The organism is Candidatus Zixiibacteriota bacterium (assembly GCA_040753875.1).
In the GTDB taxonomy this organism is placed as follows: Bacteria; Zixibacteria; MSB-5A5; order GN15; family FEB-12; genus DATKJY01.
The window spans coordinates 13,330-34,542 of sequence record JBFMDV010000014.1; the positions used below are offsets into that span (position 1 = coordinate 13,330).

The following is a 21,213-nucleotide window of genomic DNA, read 5'->3' on the forward strand; positions in this document are numbered from 1 at the left end:
CGCGGGCACGATCGGGGCGGGAAATCGTTATATTGAAGTACTAACCGGGCGGTGCCGTCTCGGCATCTGCCGTCGCCTGAGGAGACCAATACATGACCAAAAAAGAGCACCTGCTTGGACACCTGAAGACCGTCCACGGCTCGATCAGGAAGCTTGTCGACGACATCAGTGAAGAGGAAGCCATCGTCTGTCTGCCTGGAAATCCCAATCATATCAAATTCCTGGTTGGACATATCAGCACCACGGCTGCATTCGCTCTTACCGTTGCGGGGGTGAAACCGGACTACCCGGGAGAGTGGATGAAGATGTTTGCGCGCGGGGCGACCGTCACCGCCGACATCTCGGTGTACCCGTCGATCGCCGACATACGGACACGGCTGTACGCGCTGCACGCCGCCCTGGAGGAATTCGTGGCCACGTGCGACGAGGGGGCGCTCGAACGCGTCAATGTTATCCGCCCGGGCTGGGATGAGAACGCCATGGATGGTGTCCTGTTCTTTGCCGCGCACGATTTCTATCATGCCGGACAGATCGCCATGATCCGGCGGGCGCTCGGCCGCGACCGGATGTTCGGATGAAACAGGCGATGGTGTTACACGACCGTATTGCGTGAGTATAGGAAGCATGCCGAGAATTTGCGCCGTACATACAGCCGTACCGCCGAACCGGTTCGACCAGAAGTCCGCCGAGCAGTTCGCGCGAGAACATTTTTCGCAATTCCTGCCGGACATCGATCGCCTGCTGAAGGTGTTCTCCGGCGCCGGTATCGAAAGTCGCTACTTTTCCTGCTCCCTGGACTGGTTTCGCACGCCGCATTCGTTTGACGAGAAGAACCACATATACATCGAGTCCGCTACAGCTCTCTCGGCTGCGGCCGCCAGGGGCGTGCTGGCCTCGGCCGGTATCTCAGCGAGCCAGATCGATTATATCATCTACATCAATACGACCGGACTGGCCACGCCGTCAATCGATGCCCGCCTTATCAACCTGCTCGGTATGCGCTCCAACATCCGCCGCACTCCCGTATGGGGACTCGGTTGCGCCGGCGGCGTCGCCGGGCTGTCGCACGCCTACCATTATCTGCTGGGACATCCGACCGAACGAGTCCTGGTGGTCGCGACCGAACTCTGCGGCCTGACATTCATGCCTGATGATTTCTCCAGGTCCAATTTAGTCGCCTCAGCGCTGTTTGGTGAAGGGAGCGCCGCAGTTCTGTTGGCCGGCGACCAGGTTGAGCTACCGGGGATTGAGATCCTGGGCACGCAGAGCCGATTCTACCCGGACTCGCTCGATGTCATGGGCTGGAATATCGTGTCGCAGGGGATGCAGGTGATATTTGCCCAGCGCATTCCGGATATTGTGGCTGCCAACGCCGCCGGCGATCTCGACGGATTTCTCAACAGGCACGGCCTGACGCGAGGAGACATTGCCGCCTGGCTTTTTCATCCTGGCGGCACCAAAGTGATCGAGGCATATGAAAAGGCGCTGGCCTTCTCCGACGGTGAACTGGCGATATCGCGCTCGGTTCTTCGCGATTACGGCAACATGTCATCGGTGTCAGTCCTGTTCGTGCTGGAGCGGTATCTTCGGATGAACGGCATTGGCCGGGCGGGCCACGGCCTTCTCAGCTCGCTCGGCCCCGGGTTTTGTTCGGAATCTTTGCTGGTCAAGCTGTGATGGCATGGCTTGACTTCGCTCGGCTCCGGGAGATCGATGTCGAAGTTTCTTGATGTTGCTCTGAAGGCGATTTCCGTCGCCGAGAAGATCACGCTTTCCTCCTATCACAAACGACCGCGTGCGCGGCTCAAATCAGACAACACGCCAGTAACCGCCGCGGACCGCACAGCGGAGAGGGAGATTGCCGCTATCATTCGTGAGGCGTTTCCCGAACACGGCATTCTGGGAGAGGAGTTTGGGCGCAAGGGCGGCAGGTCGGTCGAGTTTATGTGGCTGATCGACCCGATCGACGGCACCAAGAACTTTGTCGGTCAAATACCGCTGTGGGGAAATCTGCTCGCCCTTTGGCACGAGGGGGAAATGATTCTCGGCGTTTCCAATATGCCTATGATGGGGGAACGACTCTGGGCCCACAAGGGGCACGGTGCATTTCTCAATGGCAAACGCGTGCGCGTATCGTCGACGAGCCGACTGGACCAGAGCATGATCAGCTATGGTTCGCTCGGCAGTTTCAAGCAGATTGGCATGGAGCCGCGGATAGTGGAGCTCATCCAGACATGCAAACGCCAAAGGGCTTTCGGCGACCTCTGGCCGTACCACCTGCTGGCGTGCGGCAAACTCGACATCGTGATCGAGGCGGCTATCAAGTCGGTCGATGTCGCACCATTTGTTTGCATTATCCGTGAAGCCGGCGGCGCAACCTGCGACCTCCAGGGAAACCCGTTCGATTTTGGCATATCATCATTCGTGGCCACCAACGGCAGACTGCACCAGGCGGTCATGCGCCGAATGAGTTCTTAACCGGTGATTGTACCACTGAGATATGAATCCGAGTTGTCAGCGTCGGATTGAATCGGAAGCCGGTTCCTGAGACGTGACGGTAGCTGGAGCGGATTTGGTGGGTCGAAGGAAGATCGTTTGTTTGGCGGAGCCGCGCGCAATCTGAAGCAGTGCACCTGATGATTCAAAGTCCTTGAGGATCTCCTCGATCAATTCGCGCTGCGACGCCACCCGCCGGCCATTGACCTGATTGATGATATCGCCCTGTCGCAGGCCGCACAGATACGCCAATCGTGTTTCATCGATCTTCTCAACAATCAATCGGTTGCTGCTGTTCATCCGCGCTGCGAAACCGAATTCCCCCTTGAGCGGGACCCCCTCGATGAATTGCCGCCGCGGCTTGCGTTCGAGCGACGGTTCCTCCGGTAAAGCAGTGGCCAGTACGAGTTCTGAGGTCGCGGGTTCATCGGCCAGCCAGCGCGCCAGCGGATGGTCCGGTTTCAATATCCAATTGGTCTTAAAATATTGCTCAAACAGTGGTCGAGCCGCGAATTGCCGCCGCCAGAATATGGACTCATATGCAGCGCTGGTCGAATCGGATCCCAGCAGTTCCTGACCGGCGGCCAGCGCCAGAAGCATCGCCAGTTGCTGCCGTCGAAACGGCGTGGGATCCATGAGGGGATGATTCGCCACGAAGAAGAAGCCCGAGGCATCAGGGCGGGTCGCCTGCGCCAGCATCCGTTCGGACAGATGGAAAATCAGGTTAAATGTCGACACCGCACCGACAGGCACAGCCTCGATTAACGACCCCTGGCGGACACCGCCGATCGGCAGAAGCAGCGGCTCAGCCGAGCCTGAGGTCGGGAAATATCTCAGGAGATACATGTCGAACCCGGTCTCCCGCCACTGCAGCCCGGACAGTCTGGCCAGCAGAACCAGGGCGGAGTCCCCGAAGTTGTTCCAGAAAGCGGACAACTCACTGCTATTGGCGGCAACCCAGGCCATGTCTCCGGCGGCCGATCCGTTCGCATATACCTCGGGATACAATTCCGCCTGCAGAGACACCGCCCGGTCATTGATATGGACCTCCGGTATAAACATGGATCGGTCCTGTCGGAGAGAGTCCGGTTCCTCGGCATACGCAATCGCCGACAGCACCAGTGATACGATGACGATCATTGTTCGCAATCTTGGCATGGGGGCAAATAACAGCGACCCCAACCGGTCGGCAAGGCAATATCTCATACGGTCACGCCGTGGGATGGCGCGGTTGCCGGGGGCGTCGCCGGGGAACCGAGGAGTTCGAAATAAAACAGTGTATACATGGCGCTGGTGAAGGCTCCAGAGATCCCTTCGACCAGAATCGCCACCAGCAGAACGGCTGGAATACCGAATGCAAGCGCCAGGATAAGTCCGGCGGTCGAAGTCAGTGCCATCACCACGAACGGGACCGCCACCAGCGCCGCCAGCATCATGAACACCATGCCAAATCCAAGCGAGATACACAGGTACATGAGGGTAAGAATGACGTTTTGCCCGAGATGGCGGCGGAACAGCATCCAGGCTTCATCGATGGCGTCCCCAACCACACTATCGCGCACCACCACCACCCGCTCCGCCAGTTGATAGACGGCGGCCACGACGAAAATCCCTGCTATCGCCACGGGCACCAGAATGAACAGCGATATGACTCCAAGGACGGTACTCACGAGAAACAAAAGTATGGCCGGGACGGCGCACACTGCAACCACCACCAGAATCGACATGAAGGCCAGCAGACCAAGCCCTACCATACGCCAGAAGAAATGGAAGCCATTCGAAAACGACTCCCCCAGGCGGTAGCTGCCGCCACGGGTGATGCGGTTGACCGCGTCGATAAGGCTGCCTGAGGTCAGGAAATAAAGGATAAGACTTATCGTGGCAAGTGTCGTGGCGACCACGAAAAGTGTCAGGATGACGGCGTCAGAGGCGCCGAGTTGACTGAGCGTGCGGGTATCATCCTGCCAGCTCATGCTGAACGGCACCCCGCCGGAAACAAAAATGCCCAGAACCCAGAGGCTCTTGAAACGCCATGCCAGATTCCACGAATGATTCAGAAGCCTGCCATAATCCATCATACACCTCCCGGATGTGAGCGGACGGCGATTCGCTCGGCCAATATACACGCCCGTTAAAACCGGGCGCAAACTCAAACTGGCAACCAGAGTTTGCTTGCCAACGACACTGGACAGTCGTTTCTTGCCGCCATGCCACCCCTGCCCCTGATCCATCGTCATCCCACCTGTCTGCTGGCGCTGGTGCTCGCGGTGATGCTCACAGGATGCGGACAGAACGAGAACAGAGCCGGCTCGCCACCGGAAGCATCCGCGGACAGTGTCGTGATCGAGCTGGCGGGGCGCGACTCGGTCTCGGTATTTGATCTGCTGCGCTCTTCACATGAACTCGAATTCAAATCCACGGCCATGGGAATGTTCGTCCGGTCGATCGATTCGGTTGCCAACAGCTCGGCCGCGTACTGGGTGTACTCGGTGAACGACACGATGCCCAAGATCGCCAGCGACAAGATGCTTACGCGTACGGGCGACCGCGTCAGATGGCACCTGCGCAAGACGAAGCAATAGTGTGACGAGCAGGTCGATTGAGTCAGGTCACACGCTCCGAAGCCTCGCGAAGCGGACCTGGAGCAACGAGAAAATGACCGCATGCGGGGGGGGCCACACAAGCGTGACGCGCTGAGCGGATTTAGAGCGCGCCTGTGACGGCCTGCGCCGACAGGCTGCAATCCGCACTTTCTTTTTGTCCGTCCCCTCGTATATTTCGCGACATGACAAGCAATGTTTTCAGTCGGATCGAAAATGGCGAGCTGTTCCTGATCGCCGGACCCTGCGTGGTCGAATCGGAGCAGCTCTGTCTGACTGTTGCCGAACGGCTCGCCGAACTTGCCAACCGACACAAGCTCCCCTATATCTTCAAGTCTTCGTACAAGAAAGCCAACCGCCTCTCAGCGTCATCGTTCACCGGACCGGGAGTTGATGAAGGCTTGTCGGTGTTGGCCAAGGTGAAGGCGAGCCTGGGACTTCCGATCCTGACAGACATTCACGAAACCACCGAAATACTCGCAGCCTCCGATGTGGCGGACGTTCTCCAGATCCCGGCGTTCCTGTGTCGGCAAACTGACCTGGTCGTGGCAGCGGGGAAAACCGGGAGATGGGTGAATATCAAGAAAGGGCAGTTTCTCGCGCCAGAAGATATGGCGTTGATCGCCGCCAAGACCGGTACAAAAAAGACCATGCTCACCGAGCGGGGAACGACCTTCGGCTATCGAAACCTGGTAGTGGACTTTCGCTCACTCGTCATCATGCGTCAGACCGGGCTCCCCGTCGTGTTCGATGTCACTCACTCGCTCCAGATACCGGGTGGCGGCGGCACTGTCTCCGGCGGACAGCCGCAGTACTCGATCCCGCTGGCCAAGGCGGCCGTAGCAGTAGGAGTCAATGGACTGTTTATCGAGACTCATCCCGACCCCCGGAGCGCGCTCTCCGATGCCGGCGCAATGGTGCCGCTGGATGAAATGCCAAAACTGATTGAGGCGTGCCTGCGTGTTCGCGACGCGGTACAATAGACTATGACCAAACTGACTCGCGAACAATTCAAAGAGCGGCTGAAAGCGATCAAACTGATGGCGCTGGATGTCGACGGCGTCTTGACCGACAACGCGCTGTTGTTCGGCCCCGATGGCTTTGAAATGAAGCGGTTCAATATAGCCGACGGTTTCTATATGAAACTGGCCATGCGGGCCGGGCTGGAGATCGCGATCGTCTCGGGCCGCTACTCCCCGGCCACCGACACCCGCATGAAAGAGCTGGGAGTAAAGCGCGTCATGCAGGGGAACCCGGACAAGGTCGCCATGCTGAAACCTTCGCTCGATGAGTTGGGCATAACGATGTCCGATGTCGCGTCGGTCGGCGACGAGATCCTCGACCTGGCGCTGGCTCGGAAGGTGGGTCTACCGATCGCGGTCAACAACGCCGCCAAGGAACTGAGGGAGATCGCACTGTATGTGACAAACACGATCGGCGGCGCCGGCGCGGTTCGCGAGATTCTCGAATGCTGGTTTGAAGCTGTCGACAAAAATCCGGAACAGTATATTTATTAAGCTATGGACCTTCGGGAATACGCCAAAGAAGTGATCCGTACGGAGGCGCTCGCAGTCGCCCAGATGGCTGACCGTATCGACGAACATTTCAACGAGGCGGTCGAACTCATCCTGGATTGCAAAGGGCGTGTGATCGTTTCCGGTATGGGGAAATCCGGGTTGATCGGCAAGAAGATCGCCGCCACTTTCAATTCGACCGGCATCTCTTCGTTCTTCCTGCATCCAGCCGAAGCGTTGCATGGGGACCTTGGCCTGATCCGACCAGAGGATATCCTGATGCTGATCTCCAAGTCCGGACATCTGGAGGAGATGGACACGATCATCGCCGCAGCCAAACGGCTCAGTATCAAAATCATTGTTTTGGGCGGCACGGTCGGCTCGCCGCTGTATCATAAGGCGGACCTTTTTCTCGACTGTTCGGTGGCCGCCGAAGCCTGCCCCAACAATCTGGTGCCGACATCGTCATCAACCGCCGCACTGGTCATGGGGGATGCACTGGCGGTGGCACTCTTGAAAGCGCGCAATTTCTCGCCCGAGGATTTCGCCGCCTATCACCCGGCCGGCTTCATCGGACGGCGACTTCTCAAACATGTTTCCGAGCTTCACCATGCCGGCGAAGCCATTCCTCTAATCAAGCCGGAGGCACCGTTCTCCGAGATGATCCTTGAAATGACCGGCAAGCGGCTGGGGTGTGTGCTAATAACCGACAGTTCCGGCAAACCGACCGGCATTTTTACCGACGGCGACCTGAGGCGTCTGATTGAAAAGGGTGCCAATTTTGCAAAGCTCAAGGCCGGCGATGTGATGATTCCAAAACCGAAGGTTATTTCGCAGGACGCCATCCTCGATGCTGCTCTCGCCGTGATGGAGAAGCACGCAATCACGCAACTGGCGACGGTTGATTCCGACGGCCGCCTGGCCGGTGTGATACACCTGCACGATATTCTCAAGTCGAAGCTGGTGTAGACCGGCATCTCTCCGACAACCCTGCCCGGGTACCCCACAGCTTGGGGCTTGTTGAAAGACTATGCTGTTCCGAAGTCAGTAGCAATCGTTCGTTGTGGCGGGTCTTGCGGCCGCAAGTTATATCATCGCCGCACTTTGACTTTGCTCAGTGCGACGATGACGGTGTATGCTGGCGTTGAAGCACGGCCGTGTGACCCGCCACTTTTTCAACAGTCCCCTTGCTGTTGGTCCGCGACATTCCGATGTTGTGTCGGGCCCGGCAGCTGCTGAATGTGGAAATTGTAGGTCGGCGTTTTGAGCGGTCGACAAGACATGAATCGTCAAGCGTAGCGTGAAGAACATGGGTACAACACAGCGGCTCCAACAAGAACAAAGCGAGAAACCCGACACCCACTAGGGCTCCAACAGGAATGTCGGGTTCCATGCTGGAGCGGTAATGAGATTGCTGGTCGGAAGCGCGGCACGATTCACGTTACATTCTGGAGTGCTGATCCTGCCGACCGCATGAAACCGCGACCTACGGCTCAAGCACATGGTCGCTTGTTCCACGGCTTCGCTGTCGCACGCTTCCCCCCTTGCGCCTCGCCTGACCAGACCCTATCTTGTCGATGATTCATTGTAACCGTAGCACATAGTTTCACATGAGAGAACTGCTCGAAACTCAGTTTTTCCCCTTTGTCATCAAACCGGGGCGGTATGCCGGCGGCGAGTTGGGGCAGATCGTCAAAGAACCGGCCGGTCGACTAAGCTACCTTCACGCCTATCCGGACAAGTACGAGCTGGGCCAGTCATATCCCGGTCTGCAGATGCTCTATCATATCGTCAATCAGGACAACCGGTTTCTCTGCGAACGGGTGTTTGCGGTTGACAGGGACGCCGAGCAACTCATGCGGGCGAAGGGAATCCCCTTGTTTTCGCTGGAATCATGGCGTCCGGCACAGGAGTTCGATGCCTTCGGATTCACACTCGTCGACGAGACAGTCTACACCAATGTGCTTGGCATGCTCGACCTGGCCGGCATTCCGTTACAATGGAAAGATCGCGACGACAGCCACCCCATCATCATGGCCGGCGGACCGGCGGTCTATAATCCTGAGCCGATGGCGGATTTCTTTGACCTGTTCTTCATCGGTGATGCCGAAGAGGGACTGCCGCATATGCTGGCGATCCTGCTGGAACACCGGGGCGAGTTGCGCGAAGCCAGACTGGCGGCAATCGCACGCAATGTGGAATCGGTATATATCCCGCGCTTCTACGACTCAACCAGAAAGCCGTTGACCGATTTCGCGCCGGCGAAAATCAAGGCGCGTGTCATCCGAGAACTGAAGCCTGAATACTATCCCGACCAACCGTTGGTCCCCCTTATCGAAACTGTCCATACGCATCTCGGCGTAGAGATCATGCGGGGCTGTCCACAGGGGTGCCGGTTCTGCCTGGCGGGAGCAATCTACCGACCGGTGCGTCTTCGCACGCAACATGAGATCATGTATCAAGTGGAGACCCAGGTTGCGAGCACCGGCTATGAAGATGTTGGGCTGATGTCTCTCTCCGCGACCGATTATCCCGAGCTGGAACCGTTAGCAACGACACTTGCTCGTCGTCTTGAGCCGTTGAAAGTTGGCATCAATCTGCCATCGCTCCGTCCCGGGTCAGTGACACCGGCATTGCTCGATGCCGTCAAGCGGGTGCGCAAGAGCGGTCTCACGATCGCACCGGAGGCTGGCACCGAGCGGCTTCGTCTGTTCATCCGCAAGAATTTCCCGGATGCGGCAATCTATGACACCGTGCGCCTCGCTTTTGCCAAGGGCTGGAACACGATCAAACTCTATTTCATGATCGGGCTCCCTACCGAGACCGACGACGATCTGATGGGCATCGCCAATATCTGCCGAGCAGTTGCTGGCGTGGCCAACGAGTTCACCGGGCGGCGATCTATTAACGTTACCCTCTCGCCGTTCGTCCCCAAAGCGCACACGCCGTTTCAGTGGGACGGGGTGATCTCGGAAGATGTTGTCGATCAGAAGATCCACGCCATCAAGAGACACACGCGGCTGGGGAATGTCAGTTTCAAGGTCAACAATCCCCGGCTGGCCGTGTTGCAGGCGATTCTGGGACGCGGCGGACGTGAATTATGTCCGGCTATCGAGGACGCTCATCGCCAAGGCTGCCGGTTCGACGGCTGGACGGAGGATTTCCGGTTCGAGACCTGGCTTGCGACCTTTGAGCGTCACGGTATCAGCGTCACTGAATCTCTCAGGCCAATCCCGTTTTCGCGCGAACTGCCGTGGTCGCATATCGACAAGGGGATTTCCGCCGAGCATCTCATGGCAGAGCGGCAGCGCACTTCGATGCAATTGAAAGAGTTCACACCGCACGCGATGACGGCTGCGCCGGAAGAGGCGGTCGAATCGGCCCAGGAGTTTGGACGCGGCAAAAAGAAGATCCCCTCGCGCAACGTGGCTGCCCCCACCAAGAACCGCATCCGACTTCGCTGGAGAAAGAGCGCTCGATTCCGCTACATGTCACACCTCGACAACCTTCGCCTGATCGAGCGAGCCATCAGGCGCTCGCGCATCCCCGTCGCGTACAGTCAGGGGTTCAACCCGACCATGAAAGTCTCGTTTGGTCCCCCGCTCACGCTGGGGTTCACGTCCGAGTCCGAGTTTGTCGATATTACCCTTGAGGTAAACCTTATGCCCTATATGATCGACAATCTCAAACAGGTCATGCCGCCCGGCTTTGATATTCTCGATGCGAAGATCGTTCTTGGCGCTGGAGAGTCTCTTTCCTCCCAGCTCAATCGTGTCACGTATACACTGCCGGTTCACTATTGGTCGGATACCCGCACTCTGGATGAGCAGCTATCCAGACTCATGGCCGCCACATCGCTCGAGATCGATCGCCCGACCAAAGAAGCCACCAAGCGCGTGGACATACGCCCGGCCATATACGGATTGAGTATCGAAAACAACAATCTGGTGATGCTGCTTGGCCTGGGGGATGGTGGCTATGCCCGGCCGACCGAAGTGGCCGAATTGTTGAAAGAAAGTCTTATCACCGACCCGATCGCACTGCCGTTCCACCGACTGACGATGTTCCGGATGGAACCGGACGGACGACACATCGAGGGGATGGATATCTGACGGCCATGGAATCGACCGAGAAAGCGCTCGAACCGAAACGGTACGATCAGGTAAGGGCTGCCGCCCTCGAGGCGATCATCCTCATCGAGCAGGGGGAGCAAACGGAGGGGGCGGTACATGCAGTCACGCACGGCCGCCAGTTCCGACCGATAGATTTGCGCTTCTTGTTGCAGTTGGTCAATGGCACCACCAAGATGCGGCGACGGCTCGACCATGAGATCCGGTTCTTCCTGGCGCGCCCTTCGGCCGAGTTGCCGATCAAGATCGCCAATATCCTCCGCATGGGTTTCTATCAACTTTTGTTCACCGACAAAGTGCCGCCTGCCGCGACGGTATCCGAATCAGTGAGTCTGGCAAGACACTTTGTCGATGACCGCATCGCCGGGCTGGTGAATGCTGTGCTGCGCGCGCGTCTTCGCGAACCGCACAAGGTGCATTTCGCGTCAAAAGACGAGCAACCAGTCAAGTATCTGGGGGATTTTTACAGCTATCCCGATTATTTTGTGAAATACTGCCTGACTGAGTTCGGTTATGCCCGTACTGAGGAACTCCTCAAGCAGTACAACAAGGCGCCGCATGTCACCTACCGGGTCAATTTTCTTAAGGCCAAGCCGGATGAGGTGGCCCACCTCCTTCAGGAGAACCAGATAGAGTTTTCGTATGGAAGGCACCTGCCGGAGTTCATTCATATTCAGGGGGCCGGATTGCCGCTCGAACAACAGCTTCTTCACACCGGCAAAGTGTTTATTCAAGATGAATCGGCCGGGCTGCCGGTACGTCTGCTTAACCCCAAACAAGGGGAGTCAATCGTCGATCTCACCGCGGCGCCGGGCGGGAAGGCGACCTATGCGGCAATTCGGATGCGCAACAAGGGGCGCGTAACGGCGGTGGACAAATCGCACCAGCGTTTGGAATTGGTGGTCGAAAACGCGCAGCGACTCGGGATCCGGATCATCGCCCCCGTGGCATCGGATATGGCGGAGTTTGCCGCTGAGCCATTCGATCGCGTTTTGCTCGACCCGCCCTGCTCCGGTTGGGGGACTGCCGGGAAACACGCCGATCTGCGTTGGGCAAAATCATCCGAGGATATCGAGAATCTCGTGAAAATACAGGCCAAGATGATCGACCGGGCTTCACGCCTGGTAAAGTCGGGGGGGGTGCTGGTCTATTCGACCTGTACCATCATGCGTCCGGAGAATGACCAGATCATCGAAGAATTTCTGCTTCGGAACTCGAAGTTCGAAATTGACCCGGCCGAGCAATTTTTCGACAAGAGCCTGGTGAACGAGCGCGGCTTCGTAAAGACCTACCCAGAATGCACCGACATGGATGGCGCCTTTTGCGCCCGGTTGCGGAGGAAGCTCGAGACTTGAGCGGAACCAGATCAATTCCCGGAGGGAGAGGATTACTGCAGTTGTGGCAGGTCCTGCCATCCGCCGACAGGCTGATGGTGTGACCTGACACACGTATGCTATTTCACCACAACCTTAGGTATCAAGGGCGACAACCGCGCCAGCATCTCGTAGTTGATCGTCTGCGCCCACTGCGCCAATTGCTCGGCGGACAGATGTTCGCGCCCATCGCGGCCAATCAGAGTCACTTCTTCCTCCAGCTTCACACCGGGGATATCGGTGATATCGACCATAATGAGATTCATACAGACTCTCCCCCGCACCGGCGCCCGTCTTCCCTTGATAAGCACATGCGCCTGATTGGAGAGCGCGCGGTCGTAGCCATCGCAGTATCCTACCGGAAGCACAGCGAGCCGCGTCCACGCGGTGGTGCGATAGGTGCAGCCGTATCCAATAAAGCTGTCCGGCGTAACCTCTTTGATTTGCGTCACACTGGTTTTCCATCGCAGCACTGGCGACAGGATATTGTTCGAGCGCCCCATCAGGCGATAGCTGAGATAGGTCTCTTTCGAAGGCCAGTGCCCATACAGCGCGAGCCCCGGACGAACCAGCTCGAAGCGCGTTTTGTCGAACAAGATCAGCGCCGCCGATGATGCCGTGTGCCGGAGCTTCGGTTTGATGCCGAGCCGCGTCATCGTTGCCACCATTCGATTGAAATTCTCCAGTTGAAACTGCGCGTACTCGTGACTGGTGGTGTCCTCGATATTGGCGAAATGCGTGCTCGCGCCGAGTGGGCTTTTAAGGTGTGCGTGCTTCTTATAGATTACTGCAAATCGCGGCAGCTCCTTCTCCGTTATCCCCTGCCGGTTAGTGCCGGTTTCGAGCTTCAGGTGTGTGGCGACATGCGTTTTTCGCTTATCCGACAGCCTGCCAAGTGCATGCAATGTTTCCGAAGTGAACACAACAGGCTCAAGTTCATACTCGAATACGGCATCCAGAGAATCGAGCGCAATCGGTCCGAGCACCATCAATTTCCGTGTCCACCCGGCTGTGCGACAAGCGATCGCCTCATCAAGCGAATGGACCGAGAGATACCCGATCTGGGTCATGGGAGCGAGCATACCAACGATCTGCGGCAGCCCATGGCCGTAGGCATTGGCTTTGACAGATGGCGCCAGGATTCGTCCCCTGCCGGCCAGTCGTGCCAGCGTGCGCACATTCTTCCCAAGCGCCGACCTCGACAGTTCTATCCAATGCAACAGCGTTCGCTTCTGTTTCATGGCGGGAATGTATAGGGATAACGGTGCTACGGGACAAGAAAAAGATAGCGGGCACCTTTCAATGTGACAATCGTACGGCGATAGTCGCCCAGCTACCAATGTCGATTTGCTGTTGACAACGACTGTCATATAGACTAACCTGTCCATACAAGGATTAGTCAGAAAACTTCTATCCGGGGGTCATGTCTATGGCGTGTCGTTCCATAGTTCACTCAACGCTCACCGCAATTCTTGTGGTGCTGTGTGTTTCCAGCGCATTCGGTTCGAAATGGGGGAAGGTCACACCCGAGGAGTGGCAGTTGATGCCGCCGCCCACCCATGCTGACATCAACGCCGCGGTCGTGTTCGACCGCTGTACGCTCAACGTCGGTGAGGAAGTTATCACGATCCGGCGTCATGTCCGGCTGAAAGTCTACCGTAAGGCTGGCGCCGACGAGATCGGCGAAAGGCACATTTATTACCGCGATGGCGACAAGCTCACAAATCTGAGGGCTCAGACCATTCTCCCCGACGGGAAAACCGTCAAGGTTGAATCGCGCGACATCTTTACAAAGACCGTAGCCGGCGAACGTTACAAGACGTTTGCGTTTCCGGTCGTTGACAGCGGCTGCATACTCGAATATCAGTACACCAACATCAACCAGCGGTATTACTATCTAAAGCCATGGTACTTCCAGGGAGGCCTTTATACCTTCGAATCGCAATTCACGCTCGAACTGGCACCGGGGTTCGTGTACAGTTCTTCGCTTCATCGGGCCACGGGCGGCGCCGCTGAGGCCGTCGAAGACGAGTGTCTTGATCCGGCCAATCCGGGGCTCAAGATCAAGCAATACACATGGACTCAGCGGAATCTGCCGCCGATTACCGACGAACCATTTATGGCGGCACGTGAGAACTATTACTTTGCCCTGCGATGCCAGCTGGTCGAATACCGGACACCCTATAGCGTCGTAAGGTTTGTGAAGGACTGGGCCGATTTGGGGAAGGAACTGGATGAGTTTGTCGGCGCATATGCGTACGGCGGCGGTGTCGATGACCTCGCTAAGCGGCTGACGGCCAATGATTCCACCCAATCACTCAAGGCCGAACGCTTGTACGATTTCGTCTCGGACTCGATCAGCTCCCAGCCGGACGCGGAGGGCAAGTGGTTCACCAACAAGAACCTCAGCCAGTTGCTCAAGAACGGATTCGGCACGGGCGACGAGAAGAATCTGTTGTTGCTTCAAATGCTTCGCAAGTCGGGCATCACCGCCTGGCCGGTCTTTGTCGCCACACGGGATCGCGCCCAACTTGACCCGAATAACTGCCATCGGTCGCAATTCAACCATATCATGCTGTTTGCCCAGCTTGATTCGTCTGCCATGTTGATGGATGCTTCTTCGAAATACAGTCCCTACAGTGTCCTACCGGCGAACTGCCTCGTAGATGCCGGGTTCCTGGTCGACGGCAAGGATTCGAAGCTGATTCGCATCACGCGTGCCGATCCGCGTACGTACCGCCTCGATGCCACCGATATCGTCATCGACAGCTCCGGTAACGCCCGCTGTTCGACGACCTGCCAGATGACCGGTTATTTCGTGCCGCAGTACGGGGAGCTCCTCGACCAACAGGCACCCGACGAATTCGTCAAAAAATATTTCCTGTCGAAAGCGAGTGACGACGCCGAACTTGACAGCAATTCGTTTTCGACGAATGACGCAGGGAATCTGACTGTTGAGGCAACGTATTCTCTTCCCGGTTACGCCCGCAGGTTGGACAACAACACGCTGATTCGCCCGCCAACCTTCTATTTTGCAGAAAACCCGTTCAAGCGGGAGCGACGCAGTTTCCCGGTTGATTTCAATTTCCCCTTCACCTACCACAATGTCGTCCGGGTCTCTTCCGCGACCGGAGCGACGTCATCGACCCTGCCGAGAGATACGATCATGGAGATACCCGGCATTTCCTTTCAGAGAGCCAGTGTGTTCGAAAACGGTACGGCCGTGGTCGACACCCGGTTGATCGTCACCGAGCCGGTGTTTGAACCAGGCCGCTACCGCGAACTGCGACGGTTTTTCGATGAAGTGGCCAAAGCACAGGCTGAAGAGGTCATTCTGGCTTCGGAGATGTAATCGTGATCCGGTGCTTCATCGCCTTTGGCATCCTGCTCAACCTGGTCGTTGTTGTGGATGCGTCAGACGATCCGCCAAAGGGAGCCCGTATCGATTCGATTGCCTATCGCTGCCGGGTCGACGGCAACCGGGTCCATGTCGCCGAATTCCGCCGCCTGACCGTGCTCAATCCCTCAGGTGACAAACATGCATATGTAGCTGAATACGAAAACAGATATATCAGACTGAAGAATGTCAATATTCGCCAGTACGATGCCTCCGGCAAACTGTTGATGAAAAAATCCAAGGGGGATATGACGAAGGCCTGTGGGCAGGGGCAGTCCTATCTGCTTTACGACGATAACTGCAATTACTACATGGAACTCCCGGCACGAAGCTACCCGTACACCATTGAGCACGAGACCGAGTCCGACATGCAGTCACTATTTTTCCTGAGAGGATTTATTGTACAACGATCCCTACCGGTCGTGCACGCCGTCGTGGAACTGGAGTACCAGGATGACCGGCCGATCTTCTGGAAACTGTACAACCACGATACGACCCCCGAGGAAACTGCCGCTGCTGGCCTGCACAAGTTCCGCTGGATATTCGACTCGATCCCGGCGACCCCTGAACTGACATACGCAACCGCGAAGGATCGCCAGGGAGCCTATCTGGCCTTTTCCGCCGAGAGCTTCGAACTTGAAGGATTCCCCTTCAATGGCCGCACCTGGAAGAACGTCGGTCTCTGGCAGAAACAGCTCTCAGCCGGTCGCACCGGCGCCGATTCGCTGCCGACACCGTTGCCTGCCACCGACGCTGCTGATTCGATCGCCTGCGAGAAATATCGAGAGGTCACCGCTGCAACTCGATATGTAGCCGTGTCCATCGGCCTCAGCGGCTGGCAGCCGAATTTCGCCGACCTGGTCGCGCAGCGCGGCTACGGTGACTGTAAGGACATGACCTGCCTGCTCACTGCCAAACTGCACGCCTCCGGCATTGAGGCGTACCCTTGCCTGGTGATGACCGCCGGCGAGGGCTGGCTGGACACATCGTTTGTCAATTTCCAGTTCAATCATGTGATCACTATGGCCGTAGTCGGTGGCGATACGCTCTGGTTTGACCCGACCTGTAGCAACTGTCCCCCGGGTGATCTTCCCGATGGAGACGAAGGGATCCCGGTACTGGTGATCACGGATACGGGAGGAGTAGTCGTGACCACCCCGCTCTCCACGGCCGAGCAGAATACGGTCCGCAGGACCGCCGTGGTGACAATCGACACTACTGGCCGGGTGAGCGTAGCCGCTTCTGCCGACGTTACCGGCAACCATGCCCATTCGCTCAGAGCATATTTCGAGGGGGCTGACCGTGAGAAAACGGAGCGGTATGTCAAGGAGTGGTTTTGGGGAGACTCTCGAAAGTTCGAACTCGCCAGGTTCGAACTGCGCGATCTGGACAACCCCGATGTGCCGTTGCACCTGGAGGCCGCGTACCATGCCGTCAAGCCAATCGATCGCCTCCGGGGCATCGCCTACCTCCCGCCGTTTCTATTCACGGACCGCGATATCTACGGCGGGGCCAAACTGACCGAACGAACGACTCCACTCCAGCTCGGCTACGCAAGGACGATCAGCGACAGCATCATAGTCACCGGCCCCTTGATCGCCTGGGCCGATTCAATGCTCTTTCCGCCAGACTTCTCGGCTGATTTTTACGGCGGACACGCTTCCTGGCGATATCGCAGGGGAAACGACTCGGCGTTTGCTCGCTACGACGTCAATTATACGGGAGCATCGGTTCCGGTTGAACAGTTGCCGGCGTTCGGGGTTTTCTTGTCCGAACGGCGGAAGCAGATCGATGCCCCTATCAGGGTGTTTGTCAAGTGACGCCCCTTCGTGCTATGAAGCAGCGCGAGCAAGAGTATGGCAGAGTCTGAAGTGAAGAAACGGCTGGTCAAATCAGCCCATACCGCAACCTATACCGACCCCTTGATAGTCTCGGAAAACGAGATAGTTGAAGTCGGAAGACGTGACTCGGAGTACCAAGGCTGGCTCTGGTGTACGGCAAAATCCGGCAAAAGTGGCTGGGTGCCGGAAAAGTACCTTGAGTGGAAAGGTGACAAGGGAATCATGTCCCGCGATTATGACGCCACCGAGCTGACTGTCGACGTCGGCGAGTGTGTCACCGTCCTGTTTGAAGAATCCGGCTGGGTCTGGTGCCTTGCCTCTGACGGTCGTGCCGGATGGCTGCCAATCGACAGGCTGAGCTAACTCAATCGTAGGTCGTGTTCCGAGGTCGCCTCGACCGAGAAACCCGATACCGTTCTCTCATGCTCCCAGTATGCTCTCGGGAGCATCTGTGGCACGCTGGCTACCCACCCAAATAAACAGGACACGTCCTCGTGTGCCGACAGCCGGCAGACCGGGAATGCGGCTGTGAAGTCGGGCGTCTCCGCCCGACTTCCGTCACGCATGAGGCGGGCGTCAGCCAGAGACGGCTGACGGCACAGTGCAACCGGGAGGTCTGCGGTTCATGGGGAGGGATCCTTAGCCACGTATCGTCGGCCTGAGCGGAGTCGAAGGCCGAGTGTGGGAAACGGAGCAACGCTGGCTCGCTTCGCGGTTCGACTCCGCTCACCGCGACACTACGGAATGCTGGTGACCAGGCAGTGCAGATACAACCGGACAAACAACACCCGGGCCTGCGCACCATATCTGCCCACCAAACAGAAAGCCCTGTCTTGCGACAGGGCTTTCCAGGAATCAAATCCTGATGAAGTACAGCTTACTTCACCAAGAGCATCTTCCGAGAGGCGGAGAAGCTACCGGACGTCAGCTTGTAGATATACATACCACTTGCGACGTTCGAAGCATTCCACTCAACCTTCTGATAACCGGCTTCCGCGGTGCCCGTGAAGGTCTGGACCAATTGACCATTCACGTTGTAGATCGCCAGGTCATACGAACCGGCAACCGGCAGAGCGAATTCGATGGTTGTCGTCGGGTTGAACGGGTTCGGGTAGTTCTGAGACAACGAGTACGTCTTCGGTACCGATCTCAGAGCCGCCGGAGCGCCCTCGGCAGTAGCCATCTCGATAGAGACGATGCTGCTCGGGACGGTCACGAACTCACCCGTGAAGCTCTCAGTGTGGTTTACACCGTCAAACGGCGGGTAGACCAGGATGCGGGTATTCTGGCCGTCGAACTGGGCTTCCATCAGCATGTTGTTGGCCAGCAGGGTCGGAGTAACGTTCCCTTCGGCCACGATGAAGGCTGCGCCCATGTTGCCCTCAACCGAAACCACGCCATTCTCGACCGTGTAGTTCACGGCCTCTGGGCTGATCTTCGGATACGGCAGAGCGTCACCCACCACTACACGAATCAGGTAAACCAGGTCGGCTACCGACAGGGTCAGACCATCAGCGTTTACATCAGTCGCCGCAATCTGGCCGTTCACGTTGACCGTGAAGGCGCCCAGACCGACGATGAAGTAGTTGGTGAAGTTGACCACGTCGGCGATTTCGTACGCCAAGCCGTTCAGGTTGATATCGCCGCGGGCGTCGATCGAGTCGGCGCACACGATGTCGATGCCACCGTCAAAGAAGTCGATAATACGCCAGACTTCCGGCTTGTCGGGGTTGACGATATCGCATTCGGCCTGCGCGCCATACCAGGTCGGGAAGCCGAAGGTCGGATCGGTGATCTCGTAATAGCTGTCAGAGCCACCGCCGCCGACATAGTCGAACACCTTGCGGGAAATCAAGAGCGAGTCACCCTTGAGGTTCGAGAAGGCGTTGTCGGTGCAATCAAGCCAGTAGAACTTGATCGGCACAAACTGGCATTCCAGCGTGAAGTCGTTGGAAACCAGGAACTCCAACTGCGCAATCACGCTATCGACACCCGGAGGCGGCGGATAGTTGGTGAAGCAGCCGGGATGATTGGCACCGTTGTTGGTCTCGGCAATTGCAACCAGCTTAATCAAGCCGGTCGGACAGCCGGTACCGCAGTTGCCAAACGGACCAGTGCGGTAGGTGAAGTATTCCCAGCCGCAATCGGTCAGGAATCCACCCACCAACGCCTGGGTGAACGTCAGAGCCGACTGATCATACTGGATCAGGAGGTCAAAACCGCCCACCGGGTAGTTGGTACCCAGGGTGATGTCAACCGTCGTGTACTGACCCTGAATCTGGTTGTGCACTTTCTCGATGACAACCTTACCCCAGTCTACCGTTATGGTAAAGCAGCAGGTATCAGCGTTCGACGGGCTGCAGGGGCTGCAGACGTTGGCGCTGTCGGTCACTTCGACGCATGCCGTGAAAGTACCGAGGAAGTCGATGTCATCGTATACTGTCGGCCAGGAGAAAGCACCTGTCGCCGGATTGATGACCGGAGTTCCGGGACCGGAGAAGCTGACTATTTTGTAGATCAGCGGCTTCGGGCCGAAATCGGCATCTGTCCCGGTGATCGTCGCAAAGGCGGTGTCGCCAAGAACGATCTTGATCGGGGTCGCCGGGCAAGTGATAACCGGCGGGGTGTTCTGGACACAGATATCAAACGAGGTCTGCGCCGAGGCTCCGCACTTGTCGGTCACTTTCACCGTGACGGTATGGGTGCAAACATCCGCGCCGGTGGTGGTCCAGGAAATAGCGCCGGTGCTGGAGTTCACGTTCAGAGCGCTGGGGCCACTGACCTTGCTGTAGGACAGGACCTCGCAACCCTTGGCCAGATCGCCATCACTGCCAACCGCGGTGTCGACAAAGGTCTGACCCCAATGCAGCGTGGCATTCGGGATCGACGCAATGGTCGGAAGCGTGTTGACGATGGTGATGGTACCGGTGGTGACCACCGCTGGGCTAACTGCGGTGCCACTGGCATTTGCGAACTGGGTCTGGATTACAGGGACTGCCATCCCGCAGCCGAAACCACAAGCGCCGCCGGCGTATGCAAACGTCGAACCGGTCATTGTCACCGTGCCGCTGCACACATCGTTGGTATGGAAATTGACCTTAGCAATCAGATAGTTGCCGGCCAATAAAACGTCGCTTGGGCCAGTTTTTATAGCAGATATGCGAATCGTGTCCGGTAATACGTGATCCGCCATGCTGGTGGTATCGACAACCCGGAGATTCAGCTTCGTGAACGAAGCATCGAACGCAACGGACCAGTTGTCGAATGCTGCTCCACCAGAGCCGGAAGCAATCACGAACACGATTTCGACCGCGCCTGTCGAGTCGGCGACACTCAGGTTGATGTTCGCCACGCCGTTATCACAGCGGAGCGAGTTCTTCGATTCGAATGTCACCGTCTGAGCAAACGATGTTGAAAACGCAAGTACCGCTATAAAGGAGATCAGCAGCAAAGAATATAAGTTTCTTTTTTGCATCATTTAATGCTCCTTTAATAACCAAAAGGTCATTCAAGTTTCGGGTAATATCCCTGATCTTTAGTCAGAAACATTGACCCTGTAGTTCCGATATTAGTCTGTGAAGACCGGCTATCGGAGCCCTCCAGTTAATCACCAGATTCCCAGCTCGTTGATCAATAAGCCCAAAAGATATTGACCGCTGAACTGTTCCTCTAATGAGACTGGGGAAAAGGATGAGAGAAAAAACGAAAACCGTCCGGATATAATCCACCGGTTTGGTTTACAAATCTCTTGTTGAAACCTGAAAGAAGCGTTCGAGTTGGCCCAACGTCAAGTTCTGCTTAACGTTGTTAAAGGTGCTTGGGACTCAAAACAGAAGCGTTTGTGCTACACAACTATTTCCCT

16 protein-coding genes are annotated in these 21,213 nt (G+C 57.0%); 12 read left to right on the top strand and 4 right to left on the bottom strand.

Features of this window, described 5'->3' with window-relative positions; translation table 11 throughout:
- Positions 1-92: 92 nt before the first annotated feature.
- The 3 genes from AB1644_05640 to AB1644_05650 are packed head-to-tail and all read left to right on the top strand — an operon-like array spanning position 93 to position 2,478.
- Complete coding sequence (locus AB1644_05640) at positions 93-578, top strand: DinB family protein (GenBank protein MEW6050528.1); 486 nt, start codon at positions 93-95, stop codon at positions 576-578.
- A gap of 46 nt (positions 579-624) precedes the next feature.
- On the top strand, positions 625-1,677 hold the full coding sequence (locus AB1644_05645; GenBank protein ID MEW6050529.1) for a 3-oxoacyl-[acyl-carrier-protein] synthase III C-terminal domain-containing protein: 1,053 nt from the start codon (positions 625-627) through the stop codon (positions 1,675-1,677).
- Positions 1,678-1,713: 36 nt separating this feature from the next.
- Positions 1,714-2,478: an inositol monophosphatase family protein gene (locus AB1644_05650; GenBank protein ID MEW6050530.1), complete on the top strand. Its 765-nt coding sequence runs from the start codon at positions 1,714-1,716 to the stop codon at positions 2,476-2,478.
- Between the two features lie 36 nt (positions 2,479-2,514).
- Here the strand turns inward: AB1644_05650 and AB1644_05655 are convergent, their stop codons facing one another.
- Positions 2,515-3,636, bottom strand: coding sequence for a PDZ domain-containing protein (locus tag AB1644_05655; protein ID MEW6050531.1), 1,122 nt, complete (start codon positions 3,634-3,636; stop codon positions 2,515-2,517).
- Between the two features lie 62 nt (positions 3,637-3,698).
- A complete protein-coding gene (locus tag AB1644_05660; GenBank protein ID MEW6050532.1) occupies positions 3,699-4,574 on the bottom strand; it encodes a hypothetical protein in 876 nt (291 codons plus the stop codon).
- A 129-nt stretch (positions 4,575-4,703) separates the two neighbouring features.
- On the opposite strand from AB1644_05660, the gene AB1644_05665 reads away from it, so the two are divergent.
- From AB1644_05665 to rsmB, 6 genes are all read left to right on the top strand, one after another.
- Positions 4,704-5,078, top strand: a complete 375-nt coding sequence (locus AB1644_05665) for a DUF4430 domain-containing protein (GenBank protein MEW6050533.1) — start codon at positions 4,704-4,706, stop codon at positions 5,076-5,078.
- 203 nt (positions 5,079-5,281) lie between these two features.
- A complete protein-coding gene (gene kdsA / locus AB1644_05670) occupies positions 5,282-6,079 on the top strand; it encodes a 3-deoxy-8-phosphooctulonate synthase (GenBank protein ID MEW6050534.1) in 798 nt (265 codons plus the stop codon).
- Positions 6,080-6,082: 3 nt separating this feature from the next.
- The gene (locus AB1644_05675; protein MEW6050535.1) at positions 6,083-6,613 is read left to right on the top strand and encodes an HAD hydrolase family protein; all 531 of its coding nucleotides are present in this window, start codon (positions 6,083-6,085) and stop codon (positions 6,611-6,613) included.
- Positions 6,614-6,616: 3 nt separating this feature from the next.
- Entirely contained in the window at positions 6,617-7,579 is a 963-nt protein-coding gene (locus AB1644_05680; GenBank protein MEW6050536.1) for a KpsF/GutQ family sugar-phosphate isomerase, read from the top strand.
- A 641-nt stretch (positions 7,580-8,220) separates the two neighbouring features.
- Positions 8,221-10,722, top strand: a complete 2,502-nt coding sequence (locus AB1644_05685; protein ID MEW6050537.1) for a TIGR03960 family B12-binding radical SAM protein — start codon at positions 8,221-8,223, stop codon at positions 10,720-10,722.
- A gap of 5 nt (positions 10,723-10,727) precedes the next feature.
- Positions 10,728-12,095 (top strand): 16S rRNA (cytosine(967)-C(5))-methyltransferase RsmB, encoded by a 1,368-nt coding sequence (gene rsmB / locus AB1644_05690; GenBank protein MEW6050538.1) that lies wholly within the window; start codon positions 10,728-10,730, stop codon positions 12,093-12,095.
- 98 nt (positions 12,096-12,193) lie between these two features.
- On the opposite strand, the gene alr is transcribed toward rsmB, so the two are convergent.
- Positions 12,194-13,354, bottom strand: coding sequence for an alanine racemase (gene alr, locus AB1644_05695; protein ID MEW6050539.1), 1,161 nt, complete (start codon positions 13,352-13,354; stop codon positions 12,194-12,196).
- A gap of 188 nt (positions 13,355-13,542) precedes the next feature.
- Here alr and AB1644_05700 point away from each other — a divergent pair, with 188 nt between their 5' ends.
- Genes AB1644_05700 through AB1644_05710 form a run of 3 tightly spaced genes read left to right on the top strand, consistent with a single transcriptional unit; the run spans position 13,543 to position 17,714 of the window.
- A complete protein-coding gene (locus AB1644_05700) occupies positions 13,543-15,465 on the top strand; it encodes a DUF3857 domain-containing protein (protein MEW6050540.1) in 1,923 nt (640 codons plus the stop codon).
- A gap of 2 nt (positions 15,466-15,467) precedes the next feature.
- Positions 15,468-17,330, top strand: a complete 1,863-nt coding sequence (locus AB1644_05705) for a DUF3857 domain-containing protein (GenBank protein MEW6050541.1) — start codon at positions 15,468-15,470, stop codon at positions 17,328-17,330.
- Between the two features lie 36 nt (positions 17,331-17,366).
- A complete protein-coding gene (locus AB1644_05710; GenBank protein MEW6050542.1) occupies positions 17,367-17,714 on the top strand; it encodes an SH3 domain-containing protein in 348 nt (115 codons plus the stop codon).
- Positions 17,715-18,228: 514 nt separating this feature from the next.
- Here AB1644_05710 and AB1644_05715 read toward each other — a convergent pair.
- Positions 18,229-20,829: a T9SS type A sorting domain-containing protein gene (locus tag AB1644_05715; protein MEW6050543.1), complete on the bottom strand. Its 2,601-nt coding sequence runs from the start codon at positions 20,827-20,829 to the stop codon at positions 18,229-18,231.
- Positions 20,830-21,213: the final 384 nt, after the last annotated feature.